Source organism: Streptomyces parvus, from assembly GCF_014648875.1.
In the GTDB taxonomy this organism is placed as follows: Bacteria; Actinomycetota; Actinomycetes; order Streptomycetales; family Streptomycetaceae; genus Streptomyces; species Streptomyces parvus.
Map to the genome: position 1 here is coordinate 1,003,673 of NZ_BMRY01000001.1, position 20,925 is coordinate 1,024,597.

The window sequence follows — 20,925 nt, forward strand, 5'->3', positions numbered from 1 at the left end:
CTCGCTTGCCCTCAACCGAGCTTGAGGTCCTACGGTCGCCGTAAGGCCCGTAAGGCCCGTAAGGCCACCCCGGCCATCACGTCCCGGCCGTCACGCCACCGAGGGAGCATCCGTCATGCCCGATCAGCAGCTCAGCGACGCCGAACTCGCCGCGCAGCCCGCCGCCTACTGGACCGGGGTCGCCTACGAGGCGCTGATCGCGTACACCCGGGAGCGGCAGGCCGAGAAGGGGTACACCCAGCCCCAGTTCTGGCTGCTGCGCAATCTGTCGGCCGCCGACATCTCACCCGACGGCTCGGGGATGACCCTCCCCGAGCTTCAGCGGGCCATGGCCTCGTACCTCCGGCCCGAGGACGACCTCGCGGTCGAGGCCGAGGCGCTCGTACGAAAGGGCCGGCTGCGGCGGGACGCGGACCACCGGCTGTGGATCACGGAGGAGGGGGAGCAGGCGCGCCTCGACCTCAAGCGCAACTCCCCCGCGATCCGTGCCGCGCTCCACGAGGGGATCCCCGACGCGGACTACGTCACCACCGTGAAGGTGCTGCGGCAGCTGGTGCGTAACGCCGGCGGGACCGCCGCCTGAGAGCCCCTGTATCCGGTCCCCCTCGCGGGCAAGCGGCCGTTCGGGGCCTTCTAGGCTGGGGCCATGCCCACGCCCCCCGCATACACCCTCGTCGCCACGGATCTGGACGGCACCCTGCTGCGCCCCGACGACACCGTCAGCCCCCGGTCCCGTGCCGCGCTCGGTCTCGCCGCCGCCGCGGGCGCCCGGCATCTGATCGTGACCGGGCGCCCCGTCCCCGGGATACGGGCGCTGCTCGCGGACCTTGCGTACACCGGGCTCGTCGTCTGCGGGCAGGGCACCCAGCTCTACGACGCGGACGCCGGGCAGCTGCTGCGCTCCGTCACCCTGGACCGCGAGGCCGCCGACACGGCGCTCGGCAAGATCGAGGCCGAGGTCGGGAGCGTGTTCGCCGCCGTGGACCAGGACGGCGCGGCCGGGGTGACCCTGATCGAGGCCGGCTACCGGATGCCGAATCAGACACTGCCCGCCCAACGCGTCGGCTCGCGCCAGGAGTTGTGGGAGCGGCCCGTGATCAAGGTGCTGATACGCCACCCGGATCTGGGCGACGACGCGTTGGCCGCGGCCGCGCGCGGGGCCGTGGGCGATCTGGCCACGGTGACCATGGCGGGGCCCGGCACGGTGGAGCTGGCTCCGCGCGGGGTGGACAAGGGCACGGGTCTCGCGGCGGCCGCCGAGCTGCTCGGCATCGGCGCCGAGCGGACCGTCGCGTTCGGCGACATGCCCAACGACCTGCCCATGTTCGCCGGTTCGGGCCTCCGGGTGGCCATGGGCAACGCCCATCCGGAGCTGCGCGCGGCAGCCGACGAGGTGACCCTGACGAACGCGGGGGACGGCGTCGCGGTGGTCCTGGAGCGGCTGTTCGGCGCCAGCCACGTCTAGACCCCGCCCCGGACCCTGGTTTGGTCTAGACCAAGGCGGGTAGGCTGCGTTCGCCCGCGTGGCGACCCCACCGCCACGCGCGGCGCTTGACATGCCCCTGCCCTCCTCCTCTTCCGTAAAGGCAGGCGGGCGGGCCCCACGGACCCACCGAGGAGTTGTCGTGAAGCGCAAGAGGATGTCGGCCGTCGTGACCCTGCTCGCCACCGGCCTCGCCGTGTCCCCGGCCGTCGCGGCCCCCACCGCCGCCGAGGGCAAGGCCCGCGTCGGCGCCGACTGGGCGAAGCAGTCGATCACCTTCACCGCCGCCCCGGGGCAGCTCAACGACCTCCACGTGGTCCCGATGGACCAGGGCGACGGGGTCCGGCGGATCGGCTTCCGGGAGTCGGTTCCCCTCCAGCCCGGCGACCACTGCACGTACCTGGAGCCGGGCGTGGAGACGTACGTCGTCTGCGAACTGCCCACCGACAGCGCCCGGCCTGACCGGATCGACGTCTTCCTCGGCGACGGCGACGACGAGATCGCCACCAGCGACCCCGGTGTCGCCACCGTCAGCGGCGGCCCCGGCGACGACATGCTGCACGCCCACACCGCGCACACCGTGCGGGGCGACGCGGGCGACGACATGGTCATGGGGCGCGTCGTCCTCGACGGCGGCGACGGCATGGACCACCTGATGGCCGTCGACGGCGACCAGTTCCTGTGGGGCGGCCGGGGCGACGACATGATCGAGGCGTACGACGGCAAGGACGTCGTGTACGCGGGCCCGGGCGACGACCACGTCATGGGCGGGGACGGCAACGACATCCTCCTCGGCGGCTCCGGCGACGACATGCTGCACGGTGAGGCGGGCGACGACGTGATCGTCGGCGGCTCCGGGAAGGACACGGTCGAGGGCGGCCCGGGCCGGAACATCACGCTCCCCTGAGCAGGCCCAGAAGCGGCCCACGGAGCAGCCCCAGGAGCGGCCCCGGGGGCAGCCCCGGGGGCAGCCCCGGGGGCAGCCCCTACCCCTGCGGCGGGTGGAGCTTGCGGAAGTAGGTCCAGCTCGTCTCGTTCGGCTCGCTCCACCGCTCCGGGGCGTGCGCGAACTCCGGGTGGCGTTCGGCGATGTAGGCCCGGGTGCGTTCGGGGACCTCGGTGTACGCGCCGAGCTTGCGGCCCCGGCAGTGGAAGGTGAGACCCCCGGGCCGCTGCCCCCGGGCCATCCACGGCAGCCACGGGGACATCCGGCTCCGCGACATCGTGGCCGGAACGCTGGGGGCCGGGCCCGCCAGGTCGGCGCGGTCCGCGAAGAACTGGAAGAGCTCCAGGGCCTTGTAGGTGTCCCCAGCCGAGTGCTCGGGGTACTGGGCCACCGGTAGCGGCGACGGGTAGGCGAGCGGGATCTCCAGGCTGAAGCAGACCTGCTCCCCGAGGTCGGTCGTCGGGATCGGGAAGGGACGCCACTTCTGGTTGGCCGGGTCGTTCCAGACGTGCACCACCGGCAGGTCCTGCCAGGTCTCCAGGATCTCCCGGCTGACGGGATCCAAATAGAACGCGGCTTCACGGGTGAGCAGTTGGTACGCGTCCGGCCCGGCGTCCGCGTCCTCGACGAGGCGGGCGACGTTGAGGCCCTCGAAGCCGAAGATCCGCTGGTAGGGCTCGTCGGGGGCCCAGGAGTAGACGTCTCCGGACCACCAGTACGTGACCTCCTCACCGTCGAGGGAGGCGCGGGTGCGGGCGAAGGAGCGGAGCAGTTCCGCGGGGGTCGTCATGAGGACCATGCTGCGCGATCGGCGGGCGGGGCGGGCGCGGTGGCGCGATTCACCCCGCAGGAGCCGCCGGAGCCGCCGAGGTCGCCGAGGCCGCCGAGGCCGCCGAGGCCGCCGGATCGTCCGGCAGCTCCTGCTCGGTCCACAGCACCTTGCCGTCCGGTCCGTGGCGCGCTCCCCAGTGGGAGGCGAGGCGGGAGACGATGAACAGGCCCCGGCCGCCCTCGTCGACCGTCCGGGCGTGCCGCAGGTGCGGGGCGGCCGTGGAGCCGTCGTGGACCTCGCAGGTGAGCGTGGAGTCCAGCAGGAGGCGCAGCCGCAGCGGCGGGGTGCCGTAGCGGACCGCGTTGGTGACGAGCTCGCTGACGATCAGCTCGGTCGCGTCCACGGTGTCCTCGTCCAGGCCCCAGCCCTGGAGCCGGTCGCGGACGAGGACCCTGGCGGTGGCGGGCGTCGTGGCCTCGTCGGCGAGGTCCCAGGTGGCGACGAGGTGGTCGGAGACCGTACTCGTACGGGCCAGGAGCAGGGCGGCGCCGGCGGCCCGGGTGTCGTCCGGCAGCGCGTACACGATGTCGTCGCCGAGCTGCTGGAGGCTGCGGTCCGTCCGGGCGAGGGCCCGCGTGATGCGTTCGGGGGCGCGGTCGCCGGAGAGCAGTTCGGCCGTGCAGAACGCGAGGAGGCTGCCCTCCTCCAGGGTGACGGTGGCCGGGGCGAAGAGGGCGCTGTCGGTGGAGAACAGCCCGGGCCCCTCCGGTACGTCGAGGGCGACCGCCCGTCCGTCGGGGCCGACGATCAGCGGCGCGGGGTGCCCGGCGCGGGCGACGGTGCAGGTGCGGGTGAACGGGTCGTACACGCCGTAGACGCAGCCCGCGCTGAGGGGTTCGCCGTGGAGGCCGTCGGCGGGCGGCAGGGAGGCGCGTTCGTGGGCGAGGCGGTCGGCGGTGTCCTTGAGCCGGGCGAGGACTTCCTCCGGCTCCAGGTCGAGGCCCGCCAGCGCCTGGATGACCGTACGCAACTGGCCCATGGCGATGGCCGACTGGAGGCCCTCGCCCGCGACGCCGCCGACGACGAGCGCGGTACGGGCGCCGGACAGGGCGATGGTGTCGAACCAGCAGCCGCTGTCCCGGCCGGGCAGCAGGACGTGCGCGGTGTCGACGGCGGCCTGCCGACGCTCGGCCTGCGGGAGCAGCCTCCGCTGGACGGTGGAGGCGATGACGTGCTCGCGCTCGTAGCGGCGGGCGTTGTCGATGGCGAGGGCGGCGCGGGTGGCCGCCGTGACGGCAAGGGAGACGTCGTTCTCGTCGAAGGGTTCGGACGCCCGGCAACGGTAGAGGCTGACCAGCCCGAGGACGGCTCCCCGCAGCGTGAGAGGCACGACGATCAGGGAGTGCGCGCCGGTCTCCGCGACGGCGCGCGCCCCGTCCGGGTCGGTGCCGAGCCACGGGGTGTCGGGCCCGAGCGGGACGAGCCGGGCCCGCAGGTCGGCGGCGGCGAGCGCGTAGGGCGTACGGACGGGGAGGTGACGGGTGCTGCCCGCCGCCCGTCCCCGGGCGCCGCTCCCGCCCTCCACCGCCTCCCGGACGGAGTCGCACCGGCCGCTCGCGGCACGGCGTAACGGGGTTCCGGGCGGCATCGGGCCCACCGGCGGCTCGGCGCCGCGCAGGACGTCGTCCACCACCTCCACCACGGCGAGGTCGGCGAATCCGGGTGTCAGGGCGTCGGCGAAGTCACGGCAGGTGGTGGCGGTGTCGAGGGACCCGCCGACCGCGTCCCGCACGGCGGCGAGCGCGGCCTCCCTCGCCCGGGCCCGTTCCCGCTCGGTGACATCCTCCACCGCGACCATGAGCCCGAGGGCGGGGGCGTCGTGGCCGCCCGGGCCGTGCAGGCGGTACAGGGAGGTCAGGAACTGCCGGTCGCCGGGGATCCGTCGCAGCCGGCCCCGCACGAGGTGGTCGCGCACCGGGCCCTCACCGGCCAGCACCCGCTTCATGAGCTGCTCGGTGCCGTCCGGGTCGTCGAGCCGGAAGACCTCGTTGACCGGGAGGCCGGCGTACTCCCCGGTGTCCACGCCCTCGACGAGGGAGTTGGCACGAACGAGTCTGAGCTGGGGGTCGAGGACGGCGAGGCCGACGGCGGACTGGGAGAACAGGGCCGCGAGCAGCGCCTCGTCGAACCCGCCGTCCTTCCTCGCGGCCCGCCCGGGCCCGGCCGGGGTCTCGCTGTCCGCCACGGATCCACCCGCCCTCCGGCTCCGGCGCGCCGGAGGATCGGTTCCGGCCCGCACCGGACCAGCATCACTCGCCGCACGGGACCCGGCCACCGGTGGGCGGCAGGGGTGTGACGGTGGTGGTGCCGGGGGCAGGGGTGTGACGGTGGTGGTGCCGGGGACAGCGGTGCGACGGCACAGGTGCCGGGGCAGCGGGGGTCAGCCCCGTTCCAGGATGACCAGGGTGCCCCGGCTGCCGGGCCGTACCGCGTGGCCGGCACCCGCGCCCACCACGTACATCTCACCCGGCCCGACCGTCACCTCGTGCCCGTCCACGGACAGTTCGAGGCGGCCGTCGAGCACCAGCAGGACCTCGGCCTCGTCGTGCCGCTCCTCCTCGACCGGCAGCGCGTCCATGCGCAGGACCCGCACCGAGGCCGTCCCCACCCGGGCGAGAGCCGTCGAACTCCACGCCCGGGGAAGGGCGGACGCCGCTTCCGACACCTTGATCACGCTCATCGCACACACCTCTCGGCGGGCTCCACCGGGTGTGCCGGAAGGGCCCGCGCCTCTGAAGGGAAGGGATGCGAGGACGCTATCCGGGGCGGGGAGGCGGTTGGTCGACCGTTCGGCAAAGACTTCCGCCGGGCCTCCCAGGGCTCCCCCGGCGGCCTCCTCGGGGCCTCCCCCCTGCGGCCCCCGGGCCTGCGTCATACTGATCCGCCGGAGCACAGGGGGGCGGCGTGAATCTGCCGGAACGTATCGGTGGCTACATCGTGGAGCGGGAGTTGGGCTCCGGCGGGATGGGAACCGTCTATCTGGCGCGCTCCCGCGGCGGGCGGTCGGTGGCCGTGAAGGTGGCCCGCCCGGAGCTCGCGGGTGACCCGCACTTCCGGGAGCGGTTCCGCGCCGAGGTCGCCGCCGCCCGCAGCGTGGGCGGCTTCCACACGGCCCCCGTGGTGGACGCGGACCCGGACGCGGCGGCGCCCTGGCTGGCCACGGCGTACATTCCCGGGCCCACCCTCTCCGCGCTCCTGGAGGCCGAGGGGCCGATGGACGAGGCGCGGCTGCGCGGGCTGGGCGCGGCGCTCGCCGAGGCGCTGGCGGCGATCCACGGCTGCGGTCTCGTCCACCGCGATCTGAAGCCCGGCAACATCATCATGGCGTCGGACGGCCCCCGGGTCCTGGACTTCGGGATCGCGCGGGCGCTGGAGTCGACCCGGCTGACCGCGACCGGTACGGCCTTCGGCACCCCGGGGTTCCTGGCACCGGAGCAGGCCCAGGGGCAGGAGGTCGACGGGGCCGCCGACGTGTTCGCGCTGGGCGCGGTGCTCGTCGCGGCGGCGGGCGGCAGCGCGTTCGGGGCGGGTACGCCGATGGGCCTGATGTACCGGTCGGTGCACGAGCCGCCGGACCTGGCCGCCGTGCCGGAGGGGCTGCGTCCGGTCCTCGCGGCATGCCTGGCCAAGGCCCCGGAGGAGCGGCCGACACCGGCGGGCCTGCTGGACCTGTTCGTCCCGGACGCGGTGCCTTCCCCGCCCGCCGCGGCGTACGCCCCCACCGTCGCGGTGGTTGCGCCGCCGCCACCGTCGTACGCCCCGGACAACGCCTTCCAGCCACCGCACCAGCAGCAGTACCACCAGCACCAGTACCAGTACCCGATCCCGCCCAACAGCCCGCTGCCGTACGCGGCCCCGACCCGGCCGGTGGCGGCGGGCGGCGCACCGGACGACGGCGCCGACCTCTCGTTCGTGGCGGTCGGGCCCGGAAGCTCCCTCCTGATCGACGCCGATGGCGTCACGCTGGGCCCGGAGGGCGCGGAGACGCAGTACACCTGGGCCGAGATCCGCACCGTGGCGTACGCGGCAGAGGGCCCCAAGCACCTCGGGGTCGTCGTCCACCTGCACCACGGCACGGCCCACCCGTGCGTCATCGCCGCCCGCAGGAAGTCCCGCCTCCAGGAGTGGCTGCAGGACCTGCCGCTGATCCTGGAGTGCTTCCTGTAGCCATGGGCAGCCGGACGGGACGCGTCCGTAGCCAGTACGAGCGGGCCGCGACGACCAGGGCGACGCCGTGGACCGCAAAGGCGGTGATCCCGATCCAGGCGACCAGCAGCGCGTCGCCCTCGGAAGGGAAGTCGCCGCGCCCCATCGTCACCGCGCCGCCCGTGACCAGGGCCAGGTAGCCGATCCCGACGACGCCGTACGGGGCCAGCGTGGCGGCGCCGAGCAGTGCCGGGGCGAGCGGGAGCGAGCGCGGTACGCGGCGGCCGCGGAGGAACGGCGTCCAGCGCGGGAAGACCTGCCCCCAGGGGCGGACCAGGCCCCACAGCAGGAACACGCCGAGCAGGGCCAGCAGGGCGGTCGGGTCCAGGCCCCAGGACTCCAGGGCGAGGAAGATCCCCGATGCGCCGTTACGCTCCGAGACGGCGAGCATCTCCTCGCCGGCCACCCCCGCGAACGTGCCGCCGGACGCCCAGTACGTCTTCATCGCCGCGTACGGGAGAAACGCCAGCGTGCCTACCCAGGCGGCGAGTTGGACGGACCGGGGCGCGGCGGACGGCTTGGGTACGGCGGTGCCGTCGGGCACGACGGGCAGGTGGTCGGAGCGGTCGGAGCGGTCGGAGCGTGAGGTGGCCGCGAGCAGGACGGCTCCCACCGCCGCCAGGGCCTTGTTCGCGGTGGACGCCGGGCTGTCCACTCCCTGACCGAACATCAGCGTGATCACGTCCATCAGCAGGCTGAACGCCATGACCCCGGTGAGCACGCAGGCCGACAGGAGCAGCACCCGCAGCGCCGGCCGCATCCCGTACCGCACCACGGCCCCGGCGGCCAGGGCCGCCGGAACGCCCACCGCCACAACCGCCCACCCCATGCCCTCCGCCTCACCCCCGAAGTGGGACAAGGAGGTCCCGCTCAACACGCACGCCAGGCCGAACCCAGCGTACGCCACCCCCCACACCAGCGTGGCCGTCATCGTCCGTTGCTCAGCACGGGTGTTCATGTCACGGGTACTCATGCACTGAACGTCGCATCGACCGCGACCGGTGACATCGACCGCCGGACCGATCCCTCTCCCCCGCGCGGGCGAGTGCCCCGCTCCTTCCGGAACGGCCTCAGTACCCCGGCGCGCGCAGCGACCGCAGGACGTGGTCCACCAGTGTGGCGATCGTCTCCTCGTCCTGGACCGGCTTGCGCAGCACATGGCGGTAGTAGACGGGGCCGTACAGCATCTCCACGGCCAGCGGGAGGTCCGCGCCGGGCGGGATCTGGCCCTGGTCCTGGGCGCTGCGGAGCCGGCCGATCGCCTCCTCGACGCGCGGGTCGACCAGCTGCTCCCTCAGCTGCTGGGCCAGGCGGTCGTCGTGGTGCAGTTCGGAGAGGATGCCCGCGTAGGCGGGGCCGAAGGGCGGGACCGAGAGCAGCTTCACCGCACCGGCGACGTGGGTGCGCAGGTCGGCGCCGATGTCGCCGGTGTCGACGAACGGGGTGGCGTCGATCAGGGCGTCCGTGAACGCCTCCAGCAACACCGCGCCCTTCGAAGGCCACCAGCGGTAGATCGTCTTCTTGCTGACCCCTGCGTCGGCCGCGATGGCCTCTATCGTGACGTGCCCGTACCCCCGCTCCGCACAGAGGTCGAGGGCGGACCGCAGGATCGCGCGGCGTGATCGTTCGCTGCGTCGCACACTGCTCGGCGATGTGATCATTCGGTGAGCATAGGGGGGTTCCAGCCAATCTCTTGTTGACATCTCGTCGCCAAAGACCGAACAATACGCAGGCGGAAACGGAACGTACCGTGTCGTGTCGTTCCCGTTGTCCGCACCGTTCGTGCCGTTCGTGCCGCGACGAGCCGATCGGGGGACGGCTCGCCCGGCCGACGGCGCGTGCGGACCCCGCCGATCCGATCCGGCCAGGCCGCCTTGCGCCCCGCCCCCGGGGTGTCCCCTACGCCGTGATGTTCCTACGCCGTGATGTCCTTGGCCGTGAAGCGCGCCCAGGCCGCCGAGCCGAACACCGCGACGTACAGCCCCTGCAACTGGAAGTTCTTGCTCAGGTCGTCCCAGTAGACCGGCTCGCGCAGAACGTCGGCGAACGACATCCAATAGTGCGCGAACAGATACGGGTGCACGCCGCTCAGCTGCGGAATGCTGTCCAGGATCTGCACCGTGATCAGCAGTCCGACCGTGGCCGCCATCGCCCCGATCCCGCTGCCGGTCAGCGTCGAGACGAACAGCCCGATCGCGGCGAACCCGGCCAGGGACACCGCCACGACCAGCGCGGTCAGCGCCGCCCGCACCAGCCCCTCGCCGAAGCCGATCCGGGTCCCCGAGATCGTGGTGACGTCCCCCACCGGAAACAGCAGCGCGCCCACCGCCAGCGCCGACACCGCCACGACGAGGGTCGCGACCAGGCAGAAGACGAGGACGGAGGCGTACTTCACGAGCAGCAGCCGGGTCCGGCCCGCCGGGGCGACCAGCAGATAGCGCAGGGTGCCGCTGTTCGCCTCGCCCGCGATCGCGTCGCCCGCGACGACACCGACGGCCATCGGCAGGAAGACCGGCAGCGTCGCGGCGAGGGCGGCGAAGACCAGGAAGAAGCCGTTGTTGGTGACCTGGGCGAGGAAGGCCGGGCCCGCCCCGCCGTCCGGACCGCCCTCCCCGCCGCCTCCGCCGCCGCCCGTCTCGATCCGGACCGCGATCCCGATGAGGACGGGGACGGCGGCGAGGACGGCGAGCAGGGCGTAGGTGCGGTGGCGGCGCAGCAGCGTGGTGATCTCGGAGCGGAGGAGACCCAGGGTCCACAGCGGATGGCGAATGCCCCGCGGGTCACCGGGACGCGCCCGTTCAGCCTGCGACTTCTCAGCCCGCGACATCGAATCCCTCTCCCGTGAGTGCGACGAAGGCGTCCTCCAGCGAACCCCGCTCGACGCCGAAGAACCGCACCCGCACCCCGCCGCCCACCAGCGACGCGTTGAGGTCGGCGAGGTCCACGGCGGCGGGCGGGGCGTCGGCGGTCAGCCGGTCGCCGTCGGTGCTCAGGCCGGTGAGCCCGTGCTCCTTGAGGATGCGGGCGGCGGCCCCGGGGTCGGGGGTGGTGACGGCGAGCCGGCCCCGGGCGCTCGCGGCGAGGTCGGCGACCGGGCCCTGGACGATCAGCCGGCCCCGGGCCATCACCGCCGCGTGCGTGCAGACCTGCTCGATCTCGTCCAGGAGGTGGGAGGAGAGGAACACCGTGGTGCCCTCGGCCGCCAGCTCCCGCACCAGGAGACGGATCTCGCGCATGCCCTGCGGGTCGAGGCCGTTGGTCGGCTCGTCCAGGACCAGCAGCCGGCGCGGCCGGAGCAGGGCGGCGGCCAGGCCGAGGCGCTGCTTCATGCCGAGCGAGTACGCCTTGGCCTTCTTGCCGGAGGCGGCGGCGAGCCCGACCCGGGCCAGGGCTTCGTCCACGCGGGCCCGCCGGGTGCGCGGGTCGGCGGTGGGGTCGGCCCGGTCGTACCGCAGGAGGTTGTCCCGGCCGTTCAGGAAGCCGTACAGCGCGGGCCCCTCGATCAGCGCGCCTACCTCCGGCAGCACCGTACGGGCGGCCTCCGGCATCGGGCGGCCGAGCACCTCGGCGGTGCCGGACGTCGGGTCGATGAGGCCCATCAGCATCCGGATCGTGGTGGTCTTCCCGGAGCCGTTGGGGCCGAGGAAGCCGAAGACGCTGCCGGCGGGCACGGTCAGATCGAGGCCGTCCACGGCGAGCTGACCGCCCCGGTAACGCTTGGTCAGGCCACGGGTGCGGATGACGGGGGCCCCGGTGGCCGCGACCGGTGCGGGGTTCCCCGGCGCCGCACCCGTGGCCGCCGCACGCCCCTCCGGCGCGTCCTCGGCCTCGGCCGCTGTGTCCGTCATGGCGGTCGCACCTCTCCGTGAGCGCGGGTCGTCGAGCGCTGGGCCGCCGCGGCCCCCACGCGGATGCGCGGAGGCCACTGCGGCCGGGTGTCCGGGTGACCTGTTGTCCAGGTGCCCGGGTGCCCGGGTGCCCGGGTGCCCGGGTGCCCGGGTGCCCGGGTGTCGGGGGTGCCCCTGGAAACGTTCTACTTCGCGGCGGCGTCCGCCGCACGCACCAGCGCGTCCTTCGTCACCGCTCCGACGTACACCGATCCGTCGTCCGTCAGCAGGGCGTTGACCAGGCGCGTCTTGAAGACCGTGCCCGAGCCGAACTTCCCGGTGACCTTGTCGCCGAGCGCGTCGAGGAAGCCCTGCGCCTCGGCCGGGATGTCGCCCGAGCCGGCCTCGGGCAGCCCCTTGCCGCCGGGGGACCTGATCTCGGCGATCGAGGTCCAGCCCTCCCCGATGACGTTGAAGCCGCCCTCGCCCGCGAGGCCGTCCAGCTCGGCCAGCTGTCCGGGCAGCGCCTTCTGCATCGCGCCGCGCTCGTCCTTGCCGGTCTCCAGCTCGTCGGCCTCGGTCACCTTGGCGCCCTTGGGCGGCGTGAAGGCGAACGTGGACGCGGCGGGCTTCGCGAAGTCGACCTTGGTGAACCCGGCGTCGACGACGGCCTTGCCACCGCTCGCCGCGGACAGGGTGAACTTCAGCGGTACGCCGTTCTCGGCGTCCACGGCGATCCGGACCGAGCCGATCGTCGAGCCGGACTGCTTCGGCTTGATCAGCAGCTGGTACGCGTCCCGCCCGGCGACCTGCGCCGTGCCGTCGACGGTCACCGAGGTGGTCTCCCCGGCCGCCGCGAGCGCCTGCTCGGCGAAGTCCTTCGGGGTGGCCGGAGCACCCTCGGGGGCCTTCGGGGCCTTCTCCGCGTGGCCGCCGCCGTCCCGGCCCTCGGGCGCCTCGGCGTGGTAGACCTCGTCGGACTTGCTGTCGTACGCCCAGACCTCGCCCTGGTTGTGGATGAGGCTGTACTCGGACGCGTCCCCGAGGATGGAGAGCTTCTGCCGCTCCGGGCCGTCGGCGGCCACCCGCAGCGTGTGCGTGCCGGACGTCAGCTCCATGAGCTTGTCCTGCGGGGCCGCCGCGCCGGCGTCCTTGTCGCCGCCCCGGCCCTCGCCGCCCGGTACGAGCGAGCCCGCGAGGCCGTCCAGGGGCAGGCCCAGGTCCGTGCTGATCTTGAACGTGCCGGAGAGCTGCTCCTCGTCGGAAGCGGCGATCTTCTCGATGAGTTCCTGTGCGCTGATCTTCGGCAGGTCCGGATCGCCCGAGTTCGCGAGCGCCGGGACGAGTCCGATGGTCGCGGCCGCCACCCCCGCGACCGCGACGGGGACGATGTAGCGCGCCGCCTTCCGGCGGCCCACGACAGTGTCCGCGGCCTCTCCGGTGGTCTCTGCGCTGTCGTTGGGTGCCATGGTGTGCCCTACCTCCGTGGTCGGCGGCTTCCGTTGATAACCATCTGACCAAATCGGACGGTTCGAAGCGTCAGCCCGGGGAATCAACTCCGCGTACTGCTCCGGTATGACAACCGGAGGGGGCCCGTACGCCATCCCGTAGGGGAGGGCCACCCCGTGACACCGCGTCAGCCAACGGCAGACACCGCCTCAGCCCGCGCGGTGCACCACCGCGTCGCACAGCTCCTCCAGCGCGGCCTTCGCGTACCCCTCGGGCAGCGGCGCCAGCGTGGCGCGCGCCTCCTGGGCGTAGCGCACGGAGTCCTGGCGGGCCTGCTCCAGCGCCGGGTGGGCGCGCAGCCGGCGCAGCACCTCGGCCAGCGCGTCGTCGCTGCTCAGGTCCCCGTCGAGCAGCTCGACGAGCTCCAGGTCGTCGGGCTTGCCGTCGGCCGCCGCCTGGGCGCGCAGCCGCAGGACCGGGAGCGTCGGGATGCCCTCGCGCAGGTCGGTGCCGGGGGTCTTGCCGGACTCGTGGGAGTCGGAGGCGATGTCGAGGACGTCGTCGGCGAGCTGGAAGGCGATGCCGAGCCGTTCCCCGTACTGGGTGAGGACGTCCACGGTCCGCTCGTCGGCGCCGGACATCATCGCCCCGAACCGGCCGGAGACGGCGACCAGCGAACCGGTCTTGCCGCTGAGCACGTCCAGGTAGTGGTCGACCGGGTCGCGGCCGTCGCGCGGGCCCGCGGTCTCCAGGATCTGGCCGGTGACGAGCCGCTCGAAGGCCTCGGCCTGGATGCGGACGGCCTCGGGGCCGAGGTCGGCCAGGATGTGGGAGGCGCGGGCGAAGAGGAAGTCGCCGGTGAGGACGGCGACCGAGTTGCCCCAGCGGGTGTTGGCGCTGGGCACCCCGCGCCGCACGTCGCCCTCGTCCATCACGTCGTCGTGGTACAGCGTGGCCAGGTGGGTCAGCTCGACGACGACGGCCGAGGGGACGACTCCCGGCGCGTCGGGATCCCCGAACTGTGACGCGAGCATGACCAGCAAGGGACGGAACCTCTTGCCCCCCGCACGCAACAGGTGCTGGGCGGCGTCCGTGATGAAGGGGACATCGCTCTTGGTGGCTTCGAGCAGCCCTGCCTCGACAGCGGCCAGCCCCGACTGGACATCGGCCTCAAGAGCCTGGTCCCGCACGTGCAGTCCGAACGACCCGACGACGGTCACGGGGGCATCTCCTGTCTGCTGACGATCACACTCAATGTCGATGTGTCGCTGTCTCTCCTGGCAACTTCAGCGTATCCGGTCCGCTATGGATCACCGTGGGCGGCTTCCCATGACCGCCGGTATGTTCGGGATCAGCTCATACGATCAGGAGTCTCCGCTTTGTCCCACAGCAGCGCTGCCACCGAGCCGGCCCAGCCCCCGCCCGAGGACGACCACGCCTTCTTCGGGCAGCCGCGGGGGCTGATGACCCTGTCCGGCCTGGAGGTCTGGGAGCGGTTCTCGTTCCTGGGCATGCAGGCCATCCTGGTGCTGTTCTTCGCCGACACCGTGGCGAACGGCGGCATGGCCATGGACCCCGGCACCGCCGCCTCCGTCGCCGCCGCCTACGGCACGTTGGTCTATCTGGTCTCCGTGGCGGGCGGCTGGCTGGCCGACCGGATCCTCGGCTCGTACCGGGCCGTGCTGTACGGCGGCATCCTCATCGCCTGCGGCCACTACTCCATGGCCGTCCCCACCGACGCCATGACCTGGGTGGGCCTCGGCCTGATCAGCGCCGGAACGGGCCTGCTCAAGCCCAATGTGGCCTCCATGGTCGGCAAGCTCTACCGCACCGACGACGAACGGCGCGACGCCGGCTTCGCCCTCTACTACATGGGCATCAACATCGGCGCGTTCGCCGGACCGCTGATCACCGGCTGGCTCGGCGAGCACTGGAGCTGGCACTGGGGCTTCTCTGCCGCCGCGATCGGCATGACCTTCGGCCTGATCCAGTACGTCGCGGGCCGCCGTCACCTGGCCGGGCGTAAGCACGCCGCCGAATTCGCGCTGGCCCCCGACGCGATGCGCCGCGCGGTCCTCATGATCGTCGGCGGGGCGGTCGTGGTCGCCCTCGCCGCCACCGCGCTGGCCCTGGCGGGCTGGCTGACGATGGACCGGTTCGTCGACGTGCTCACCGTCATCTCGGTGATCGCCCCGGTCGTCTACTTCGTGGTGATGTTCCGCTCCCCGCGGGTCACCGCCGAGGAACGCGGCAGGCTCCGCCCGTACGTCGTCCTCTTCCTCGGGTCCGTCGTCTTCAACTTCATCCTCTTCCAGGCGTACTCGACGATGATGCTGCTCGCGTCGACCAACGCCCGTACCGAGATCCTCGGCTTCACCTTCCCGGCCAGCTGGTACGCCTCCGCGCTCGGCGCCTTCGAGGTCGCGCTCGCCCCGGTCGTCGCCGCCGTCTGGGCCCGGATGGGCACCCGCCAGCCGCACGCCTCCAACAAGATCGCGTTCGGGGTGATCCTCGGCGGGCTCTCCTTCATCCTGATGGTCCTGCCGACCTCCGGGCACGCCGACGACACGTACCGCATGGCGGCCTGGTGGATCGTCGGCTCGTACCTGCTGCTCGGGCTCGGCGACATCCTGCTGGAGACCTCCGGCATGTCCGCCACCACCAAGCTCGCCCCGAAGGCGTTCGCCAGCCAGACGATGGCCCTGTGGTTCCTCTCCCTCGCCCTGGCCAACGGCATCCAGGCCCAGATCGTGAAGCTGTACGGCGAGGTCTCCAACCCCGCGTACTTCGGCGTCAACGGGGCGATCGCCGTGGCGGCCGGTGTGGCGATGATCCTGGCCGCGCCCTGGCTGAAACGCACGATGCACCCCGTCCACTGACCCGTACGCCCCACGCATCCCCCCGACCGACCCGTACGCCCGCTCGAAAGCACCCCGTCCCCCACCGAGGTGGTCCCCATGAACATCACGACCGAGTTCCCGTACGAGACCACCCACGAGGACGTCCGGATCCCGCTGTCCGACGGCACCCTGCTCTACGCCCGGATCTGGCGGCCGCTGACCGACGAACCGGTCCCCGCCCTGCTGGAGTACCTGCCCTACCGGCTCAGCGACTGGACCGCGCCGCGCGACTGGCAGCGCCACCCCTGGTACGCGGGCCACGGCTACGCCTCCGTACGGGTCGATGTCCGGGGGCACGGCAACAGCGAGGGGCTGCCGGGCGACGAGTACGACGCGCAGGAACTGGAGGACGGGGTCGCCGTCATCCACTGGCTGGCCCAGCAGGAGTGGTGCTCCGGCCGGGTCGGGATGTTCGGGATCTCCTGGGGCGGCTTCAACTCGCTCCAGATCGCCGCGCTCGCCCCCGAGCCGCTGAAGGCGATCGTCACCGTCTGCTCGGCCGACGACCGCTACGACAACGACGTGCACTACATGGGCGGATCGGTCCTCGCCGTGGACATGCACGCCTGGGCGGCCACCATGCTCGCCTTCGTCTGCCGCCCGCCCGACCCGGCGCAGGCCGGCGACGACTGGAAGGAGATGTGGCTGAAGCGGCTGGAGGCCGTCGAACCCTTCAGTCACACCTGGCTCGCCCACCAGAGCCGCGACGCCTACTGGAAGCACGGCAGCGTCTGCGAGGACTACGGCGCGATCAAGGCGAACGTCCTCGCGGTCGGCGGCTGGCACGACCCGTACCGCGACACCGTCCTCAGGCTCGTCGAGCACCTGGACCCCGGGCAGGTGCGCGGGATCATCGGCCCGTGGTCGCACCAGTACCCCGACCGGGGGCTGCCGCCGGGGCCCGCGATCGGCTTCCTCCAGGAGACGCTGCGCTGGTGGGACCAGCACCTCAAGGGCAAGGAGACGGGCGTGATGCGGGAGCCGCTGCTGCGGTCCTGGATCAGCGGCTCACACCCGCCCGCCACGGTGTACGAGACGCTGCCGGGACGCTGGGTCGGGGACGCCTCCTGGCCCTCGGAGAACGTGAACCCGATGGCGTACGCCCTCCAGGGCGGCGAGCGGATCGTCGCCTCGCCGCAGCAGACCGGCCTGGACGCGGGCCGCTTCTTCCCGTTCGGCAACGAGGCGGACCTGCCGCCGGACCAGCGGGACGAGGACGCCAAGTCGGTGTCCTTCGAGTTTCCCGTCACCGACGCGCCGATCGAGATCCTCGGCCGCCCCCGGGTGAAGCTCCGCATCCGGATGGACGCGACCCGCGGCCAGGCCATCGCCCGGCTCTGCGACGTCGCCCCCGACGGCGCATCGACGCTCGTCACCCGGGGCGTCCTCAACCTCGCCGCCCGCCACGGCCGCGACCGAACCGACGACTGGACGCCCGGCGAGAGTGAGGACGTCGTCTTCGACCTCAACGGCATCGGGCACACCTTCCCGCCCGGCCACCGCATCCGGATCGCGATCTCCTCCGCGTACTGGCCCTGGATCTGGCCGCAGGCCGGCTCGGCGGGCTTCACGCTCGACGCCGACGGGAGCTTCGTCGAACTGCCGGTGCGCCGCCACACCGAGGACCCGGGAATCAGCTTCGGCGAACCGGAGCAGTCCGAACCGCTCGGCGTGGTCTACCCGGTCACCTTGGAGGAGCCGCGCCCCGAACGCCTCGTCGTCCGCGATGTCGCCAAGGGCGAATGGCGCCTGGAGGTCGACCCCCGCTACGGCGGTACGCGGGTCTACCCCGACGGCCTCGAATTCACCGAGGACGCCCTGGAGACGTACACGATCCAGCAGGACGACCCGCTCTCCGCACGCACCCGCAGCGACTGGGCGATCCGGCTGCACCGGCCGGAGATGTCCTGGGACGTCCGCGTCGAGACCCACTCCGAGATCGCGGCCGACGAGCACGACTTCATCACCTCCGACGAGGTGATCTGCAAGGACGGCGAGGAGGTCGTCTTCCACCGCACCTGGGAGAAGCGCATCCCGCGCACCGCGGGCTGATCCGTTTCCGGCGCGGATCCCCCGGATTTCCGGGGAGAACCGACGGTAACCAGCGAACTTTCCGGGCAATACGCACAGTTGGGGATGGTCAGGGCACTGCCGCTGGGTAGGAGCCCCGACGTAACGTGTCCCCAACGCGACCTGGAAAGCGAGGCAGCACCACATGCCCGAGCAGAGCAGCCCGCTCGATCTGGCCGAGGGCGACCCCTTCGGCCCGCACAACCTTCCGTACGGTGTGTTCTCCACCCCCGACCACCCCGACGTGCGCCGGGTCGGCGTCCGCATCGGCAACCACGTCCTGGACGCCGGCGCCGCCGCCCACGCGCTGGGCTCCCCGTACGCGGGGCTGCTGGCACAGCCGAGCCTGACGCCGCTGCTCTCGGCGGGCCGCACCGCCTGGCGCGACGTGCGCCGCGCGCTCACCGCCTGGCTGACCGTCCCCGCCCACCGCGCGGACATCGAACCGCTGCTGCACCCGGTGGACGCGGTGACCCTGCACCTGCCGTACGAGGTGGCGGACTACGTCGACTTCTACGCCAGCGAGCACCACGCCACCAACGTCGGAAGGATCTTCCGGCCGGACGGCGACGCGCTCACCCCCAACTGGAAGCACCTGCCGATCGGTTACCACGGCCGCTCCGGCACCGTCGTGGTCTCCGGCACCGACGTCGTACGCCCCAGCGGCCAGCGCAAGGCCCCCACCGACCCGGCCCCCGTCTTCGGGCCCTCGGTGAAGCTCGACATCGAGGCCGAGGTCGGCTTCGTCGTCGGCGTCCCCTCCGCGCACGGCACCCCGGTCCCGCTGGCCGACTTCCGCGAGCACGTCTTCGGGCTGTCCCTCCTCAACGACTGGTCCGCGCGCGACCTCCAGGCCTGGGAGTACGTGCCGCTCGGCCCGTTCCTCGGCAAGTCCTTCGCCACCTCCGTCTCCGCGTGGGTCACCCCGCTGGAGGCCCTGGACGCCGCCCGCACCGCCCCGCCCGCCCGGGACTTCCCGCTCCTGCCCTACCTCGACGACGCAGAGGACGAGGAGCCGGGCGGCTTCGACATCCGGATCACCGTCGAGATCAACGGCCAGGTCGTCGCCGAGCCGCCGTTCGCCTCGATGTACTGGACCGCGGCCCAGCAGCTCGCGCACATGACGGTGAACGGCGCGTCGCTGCGCACCGGCGACCTGTACGGCTCCGGCACGGTCAGCGGCCCCGACACGCACCAGCGCGGCTCGCTCCTGGAGCTCACCTGGAACGGCCGCGACGCGCTCGAACTGGCCGAGGGCAAGCGGACGTTCCTGGAGGACGGCGACACGGTCACGCTGACCGCCTGGGCCCCCGGCCCGCACGGCACCCGCGTCGGCCTCGGCGACGTCACCGGAAGGATCGTCACCGCTCCATGACGCGCGACGCCTCCGACCTGACCCTGCCCGAGGAACTGCTCCTGCTGACGCTGGACCCGGAGCGCGGCAAACCGCTCTGCGACCGCACACATCTGCGGTACGGCACGGCGGGCGCGGTCCTCGCGGAGCTGGAGCTCCAGGGCCGGATACGTGAGGAGCGCGGCCGGGTCCAGGTGGTCAATCCCCTGGACCCGGCCCACCCGCTGCTCGCCTCGCTGCTGACCACGCTCGACCCGCCGTCCGGCAAGAAGAAGCGCTTCCGCCCGGGGACCAGCGCCAAGGCGTGGATCCGGATGTACGGCCGCAACGCCGAGGAACGCCACCTGGACCACCTGATCGAACGCGGCATCCTGCGCCGCGAGACCCGCCGCTTCCTGGGCCTCTTCCCCTACCAGCGCCACTTCCCGGGCGACCCCGACCTGACGGGCGCGACCCGGTGGCGCTTCGGCCAGGCGGAGTCCCGGGGCTTCCCGGACCGGCGCAGCCGCGCCCTGGCCGGCCTCGTCTCGGCGACGGGCCTGGCCGGCACCCTCACCACCGCCGGCCGCGAGGGCCGCTCCGCGATGAAGACCGTACGCCGCGCCCTGTGGTTCGCCTCGGCGGTCCACCACAACGTCCGCCAGAACCAGTCCAGCGGCGGGAGCAGCGACAGCGGCGGCTGGAGCGACGGGGGCGGGGGCGGCGGCTGCGGCGGGGGCGGGGACTGATGGACGTACCCGAGACCGGCACCGACGGGGAACCGGCCGACGAGCTGTCGGCGTGCCCGGCCTGCGGAAACCCTCCGGAACGGATCCTCGACGGGCCGCGTTTGCGTCCCCCACACCAGCGGTGGTGGGAATGCCGCGCCTGCCGCTGGGTGGGCGTGCTGAACACCCACAGCGGCCGTCTGCAGACCATGCGGCGGCTCCAGGGCGACGGGGCGGACTGTGTGTTCTGCGGCTGGGAAGAGGAGAACGTCGTGAGCGAACCCTTCGAACGGGACGGCGAGCGGCTGGACTGGCTGGTGTGCCTGGCCTGCGGCCGCAGCAACACCCGCCGCCTGGGCCGACTGACGGACCCGGATTAGGCCCGCCGCCTTCTCGCCCCCCGCCGCTCGGCCCGTCACCCTGACGAGAGGCGTTCACACGTTCGGGCCATCCGGATCCGGTTCCCGGCGGATACGCTGGTCGGGATCGCGAGACTCCTCGCATGGAGCACGGATGAACGAGGACGACCAGACCTCCGAGCCTCAGTGGGCAGTCCCACCCGAGGGCGGCTGGACCGCCGATGACCTGGACACACTCCCGAATCTGCCGTCCCACACGGAGCTGATCGACGGGAGCCTGGTGTTCCCCTGCCCGCAGACGCTCTTCCACTCGCGCGCCATCAGCTTCTTCGGGGAACATCTGCGCGCCGCAGCCCTGCCCGGTACACACACGATCAGCCGCTTCACCATCGACATCGATCGGCACAACCGTCCCGAACCCGATGTGATCGTCGTGCCCGAAAGGGTCATCCAGAGCATGGACCAGACACGGCTGCCCGCCGATTCCGTGCTGCTGACCATCGAGGTCGTCTCCGGGGATTCAGTGACCCGCGACCGGGAGACCAAGCCCGTGAAGTACGCCCGCGCGACCATCCCCCACTACTGGCGGGTGGAGAACCACGACGGGCGAGCCGTGGTGTACGTCTTCGAGCGGGAGCCGGCCACCGGCGCGTACACCTCGACAGGGATCTTCCACGACCGGATGAAGGTGTCGGTGCCGTTCGCCGTAGACCTGGACCTCACGGCGATCACGGCCCGCCGCAGCCGGGCGGCGGACCCGCAGTAGGTCACACCGCCCCTCGCGCCGCCGCC

The 20,925-nt window shown here is 72.8% G+C and carries 19 protein-coding genes; 10 read left to right on the top strand and 9 right to left on the bottom strand.

Annotated elements, in window-relative coordinates:
* Window positions 1-115: 115 nt before the first annotated feature.
* The 3 genes from IE140_RS04500 to IE140_RS04510 all read left to right on the top strand — a co-directional run bounded on the left by IE140_RS04500 (window position 116) and on the right by IE140_RS04510 (window position 2,390).
* Complete coding sequence (locus IE140_RS04500) at window positions 116-583, top strand: winged helix DNA-binding protein (protein ID WP_150194784.1); 468 nt, start codon at window positions 116-118, stop codon at window positions 581-583.
* 63 nt (window positions 584-646) lie between these two features.
* Window positions 647-1,465 carry an HAD family hydrolase gene (locus tag IE140_RS04505; RefSeq protein ID WP_150194786.1) on the top strand — a complete coding sequence of 273 codons (819 nt, stop codon included), beginning with the start codon at window positions 647-649 and terminating at the stop codon, window positions 1,463-1,465.
* A 175-nt stretch (window positions 1,466-1,640) separates the two neighbouring features.
* A complete protein-coding gene (locus IE140_RS04510; RefSeq protein ID WP_150194805.1) occupies window positions 1,641-2,390 on the top strand; it encodes a calcium-binding protein in 750 nt (249 codons plus the stop codon).
* A gap of 79 nt (window positions 2,391-2,469) precedes the next feature.
* On the opposite strand, the gene IE140_RS04515 is transcribed toward IE140_RS04510, so the two are convergent.
* From IE140_RS04515 to IE140_RS04525, 3 genes are all read right to left on the bottom strand, one after another.
* The gene (locus IE140_RS04515) at window positions 2,470-3,219 is read right to left on the bottom strand and encodes a DUF1838 family protein (RefSeq protein ID WP_150194788.1); all 750 of its coding nucleotides are present in this window, start codon (window positions 3,217-3,219) and stop codon (window positions 2,470-2,472) included.
* A gap of 49 nt (window positions 3,220-3,268) precedes the next feature.
* Window positions 3,269-5,446, bottom strand: coding sequence for a SpoIIE family protein phosphatase (locus IE140_RS04520; RefSeq protein ID WP_229826682.1), 2,178 nt, complete (start codon window positions 5,444-5,446; stop codon window positions 3,269-3,271).
* A 195-nt stretch (window positions 5,447-5,641) separates the two neighbouring features.
* A complete protein-coding gene (locus IE140_RS04525; protein WP_032764035.1) occupies window positions 5,642-5,941 on the bottom strand; it encodes a cupin domain-containing protein in 300 nt (99 codons plus the stop codon).
* Between the two features lie 224 nt (window positions 5,942-6,165).
* Here IE140_RS04525 and IE140_RS04530 point away from each other — a divergent pair, with 224 nt between their 5' ends.
* Window positions 6,166-7,428: a serine/threonine-protein kinase gene (locus tag IE140_RS04530; RefSeq protein WP_150194790.1), complete on the top strand. Its 1,263-nt coding sequence runs from the start codon at window positions 6,166-6,168 to the stop codon at window positions 7,426-7,428.
* On the opposite strand, the gene IE140_RS04535 is transcribed toward IE140_RS04530, so the two are convergent.
* The 6 genes from IE140_RS04535 to IE140_RS04560 form a co-directional block, all read right to left on the bottom strand.
* A complete protein-coding gene (locus tag IE140_RS04535) occupies window positions 7,352-8,296 on the bottom strand; it encodes a hypothetical protein (protein WP_229826683.1) in 945 nt (314 codons plus the stop codon). The two genes, IE140_RS04530 and IE140_RS04535, sit on opposite strands and share 77 nt — an antisense overlap.
* Window positions 8,297-8,537: 241 nt before the next feature.
* Entirely contained in the window at window positions 8,538-9,128 is a 591-nt protein-coding gene (locus IE140_RS04540; protein ID WP_093440656.1) for a TetR/AcrR family transcriptional regulator, read from the bottom strand.
* Window positions 9,129-9,382: 254 nt separating this feature from the next.
* Window positions 9,383-10,294, bottom strand: coding sequence for an ABC transporter permease (locus IE140_RS04545; protein ID WP_189460064.1), 912 nt, complete (start codon window positions 10,292-10,294; stop codon window positions 9,383-9,385).
* Window positions 10,281-11,315, bottom strand: coding sequence for an ABC transporter ATP-binding protein (locus IE140_RS04550; RefSeq protein WP_189460066.1), 1,035 nt, complete (start codon window positions 11,313-11,315; stop codon window positions 10,281-10,283). The genes IE140_RS04545 and IE140_RS04550 overlap by 14 nt, the downstream gene beginning before the upstream one ends.
* Window positions 11,316-11,500: 185 nt before the next feature.
* A complete protein-coding gene (locus tag IE140_RS04555) occupies window positions 11,501-12,763 on the bottom strand; it encodes a LolA family protein (protein WP_150194794.1) in 1,263 nt (420 codons plus the stop codon).
* A 189-nt stretch (window positions 12,764-12,952) separates the two neighbouring features.
* On the bottom strand, window positions 12,953-13,963 hold the full coding sequence (locus IE140_RS04560; protein ID WP_093440661.1) for a polyprenyl synthetase family protein: 1,011 nt from the start codon (window positions 13,961-13,963) through the stop codon (window positions 12,953-12,955).
* A 159-nt stretch (window positions 13,964-14,122) separates the two neighbouring features.
* Between IE140_RS04560 and IE140_RS04565 the strand changes: the two genes are divergently transcribed.
* The 6 genes from IE140_RS04565 to IE140_RS04590 all read left to right on the top strand — a co-directional run bounded on the left by IE140_RS04565 (window position 14,123) and on the right by IE140_RS04590 (window position 20,899).
* Entirely contained in the window at window positions 14,123-15,622 is a 1,500-nt protein-coding gene (locus IE140_RS04565; RefSeq protein ID WP_032779449.1) for a peptide MFS transporter, read from the top strand.
* A 78-nt stretch (window positions 15,623-15,700) separates the two neighbouring features.
* Window positions 15,701-17,695 carry a CocE/NonD family hydrolase gene (locus IE140_RS04570; protein ID WP_109179750.1) on the top strand — a complete coding sequence of 665 codons (1,995 nt, stop codon included), beginning with the start codon at window positions 15,701-15,703 and terminating at the stop codon, window positions 17,693-17,695.
* Window positions 17,696-17,858: 163 nt separating this feature from the next.
* On the top strand, window positions 17,859-19,088 hold the full coding sequence (gene fahA / locus IE140_RS04575; protein WP_150194796.1) for a fumarylacetoacetase: 1,230 nt from the start codon (window positions 17,859-17,861) through the stop codon (window positions 19,086-19,088).
* On the top strand, window positions 19,085-19,795 hold the full coding sequence (locus IE140_RS04580) for a GOLPH3/VPS74 family protein (protein ID WP_093440668.1): 711 nt from the start codon (window positions 19,085-19,087) through the stop codon (window positions 19,793-19,795). The genes fahA and IE140_RS04580 overlap by 4 nt, the downstream gene beginning before the upstream one ends.
* Complete coding sequence (locus IE140_RS04585; RefSeq protein ID WP_093440670.1) at window positions 19,795-20,154, top strand: hypothetical protein; 360 nt, start codon at window positions 19,795-19,797, stop codon at window positions 20,152-20,154. The genes IE140_RS04580 and IE140_RS04585 overlap by 1 nt, the downstream gene beginning before the upstream one ends.
* Window positions 20,155-20,287: 133 nt before the next feature.
* Window positions 20,288-20,899, top strand: coding sequence for a Uma2 family endonuclease (locus IE140_RS04590; RefSeq protein WP_093440673.1), 612 nt, complete (start codon window positions 20,288-20,290; stop codon window positions 20,897-20,899).
* Window positions 20,900-20,925: the final 26 nt, after the last annotated feature.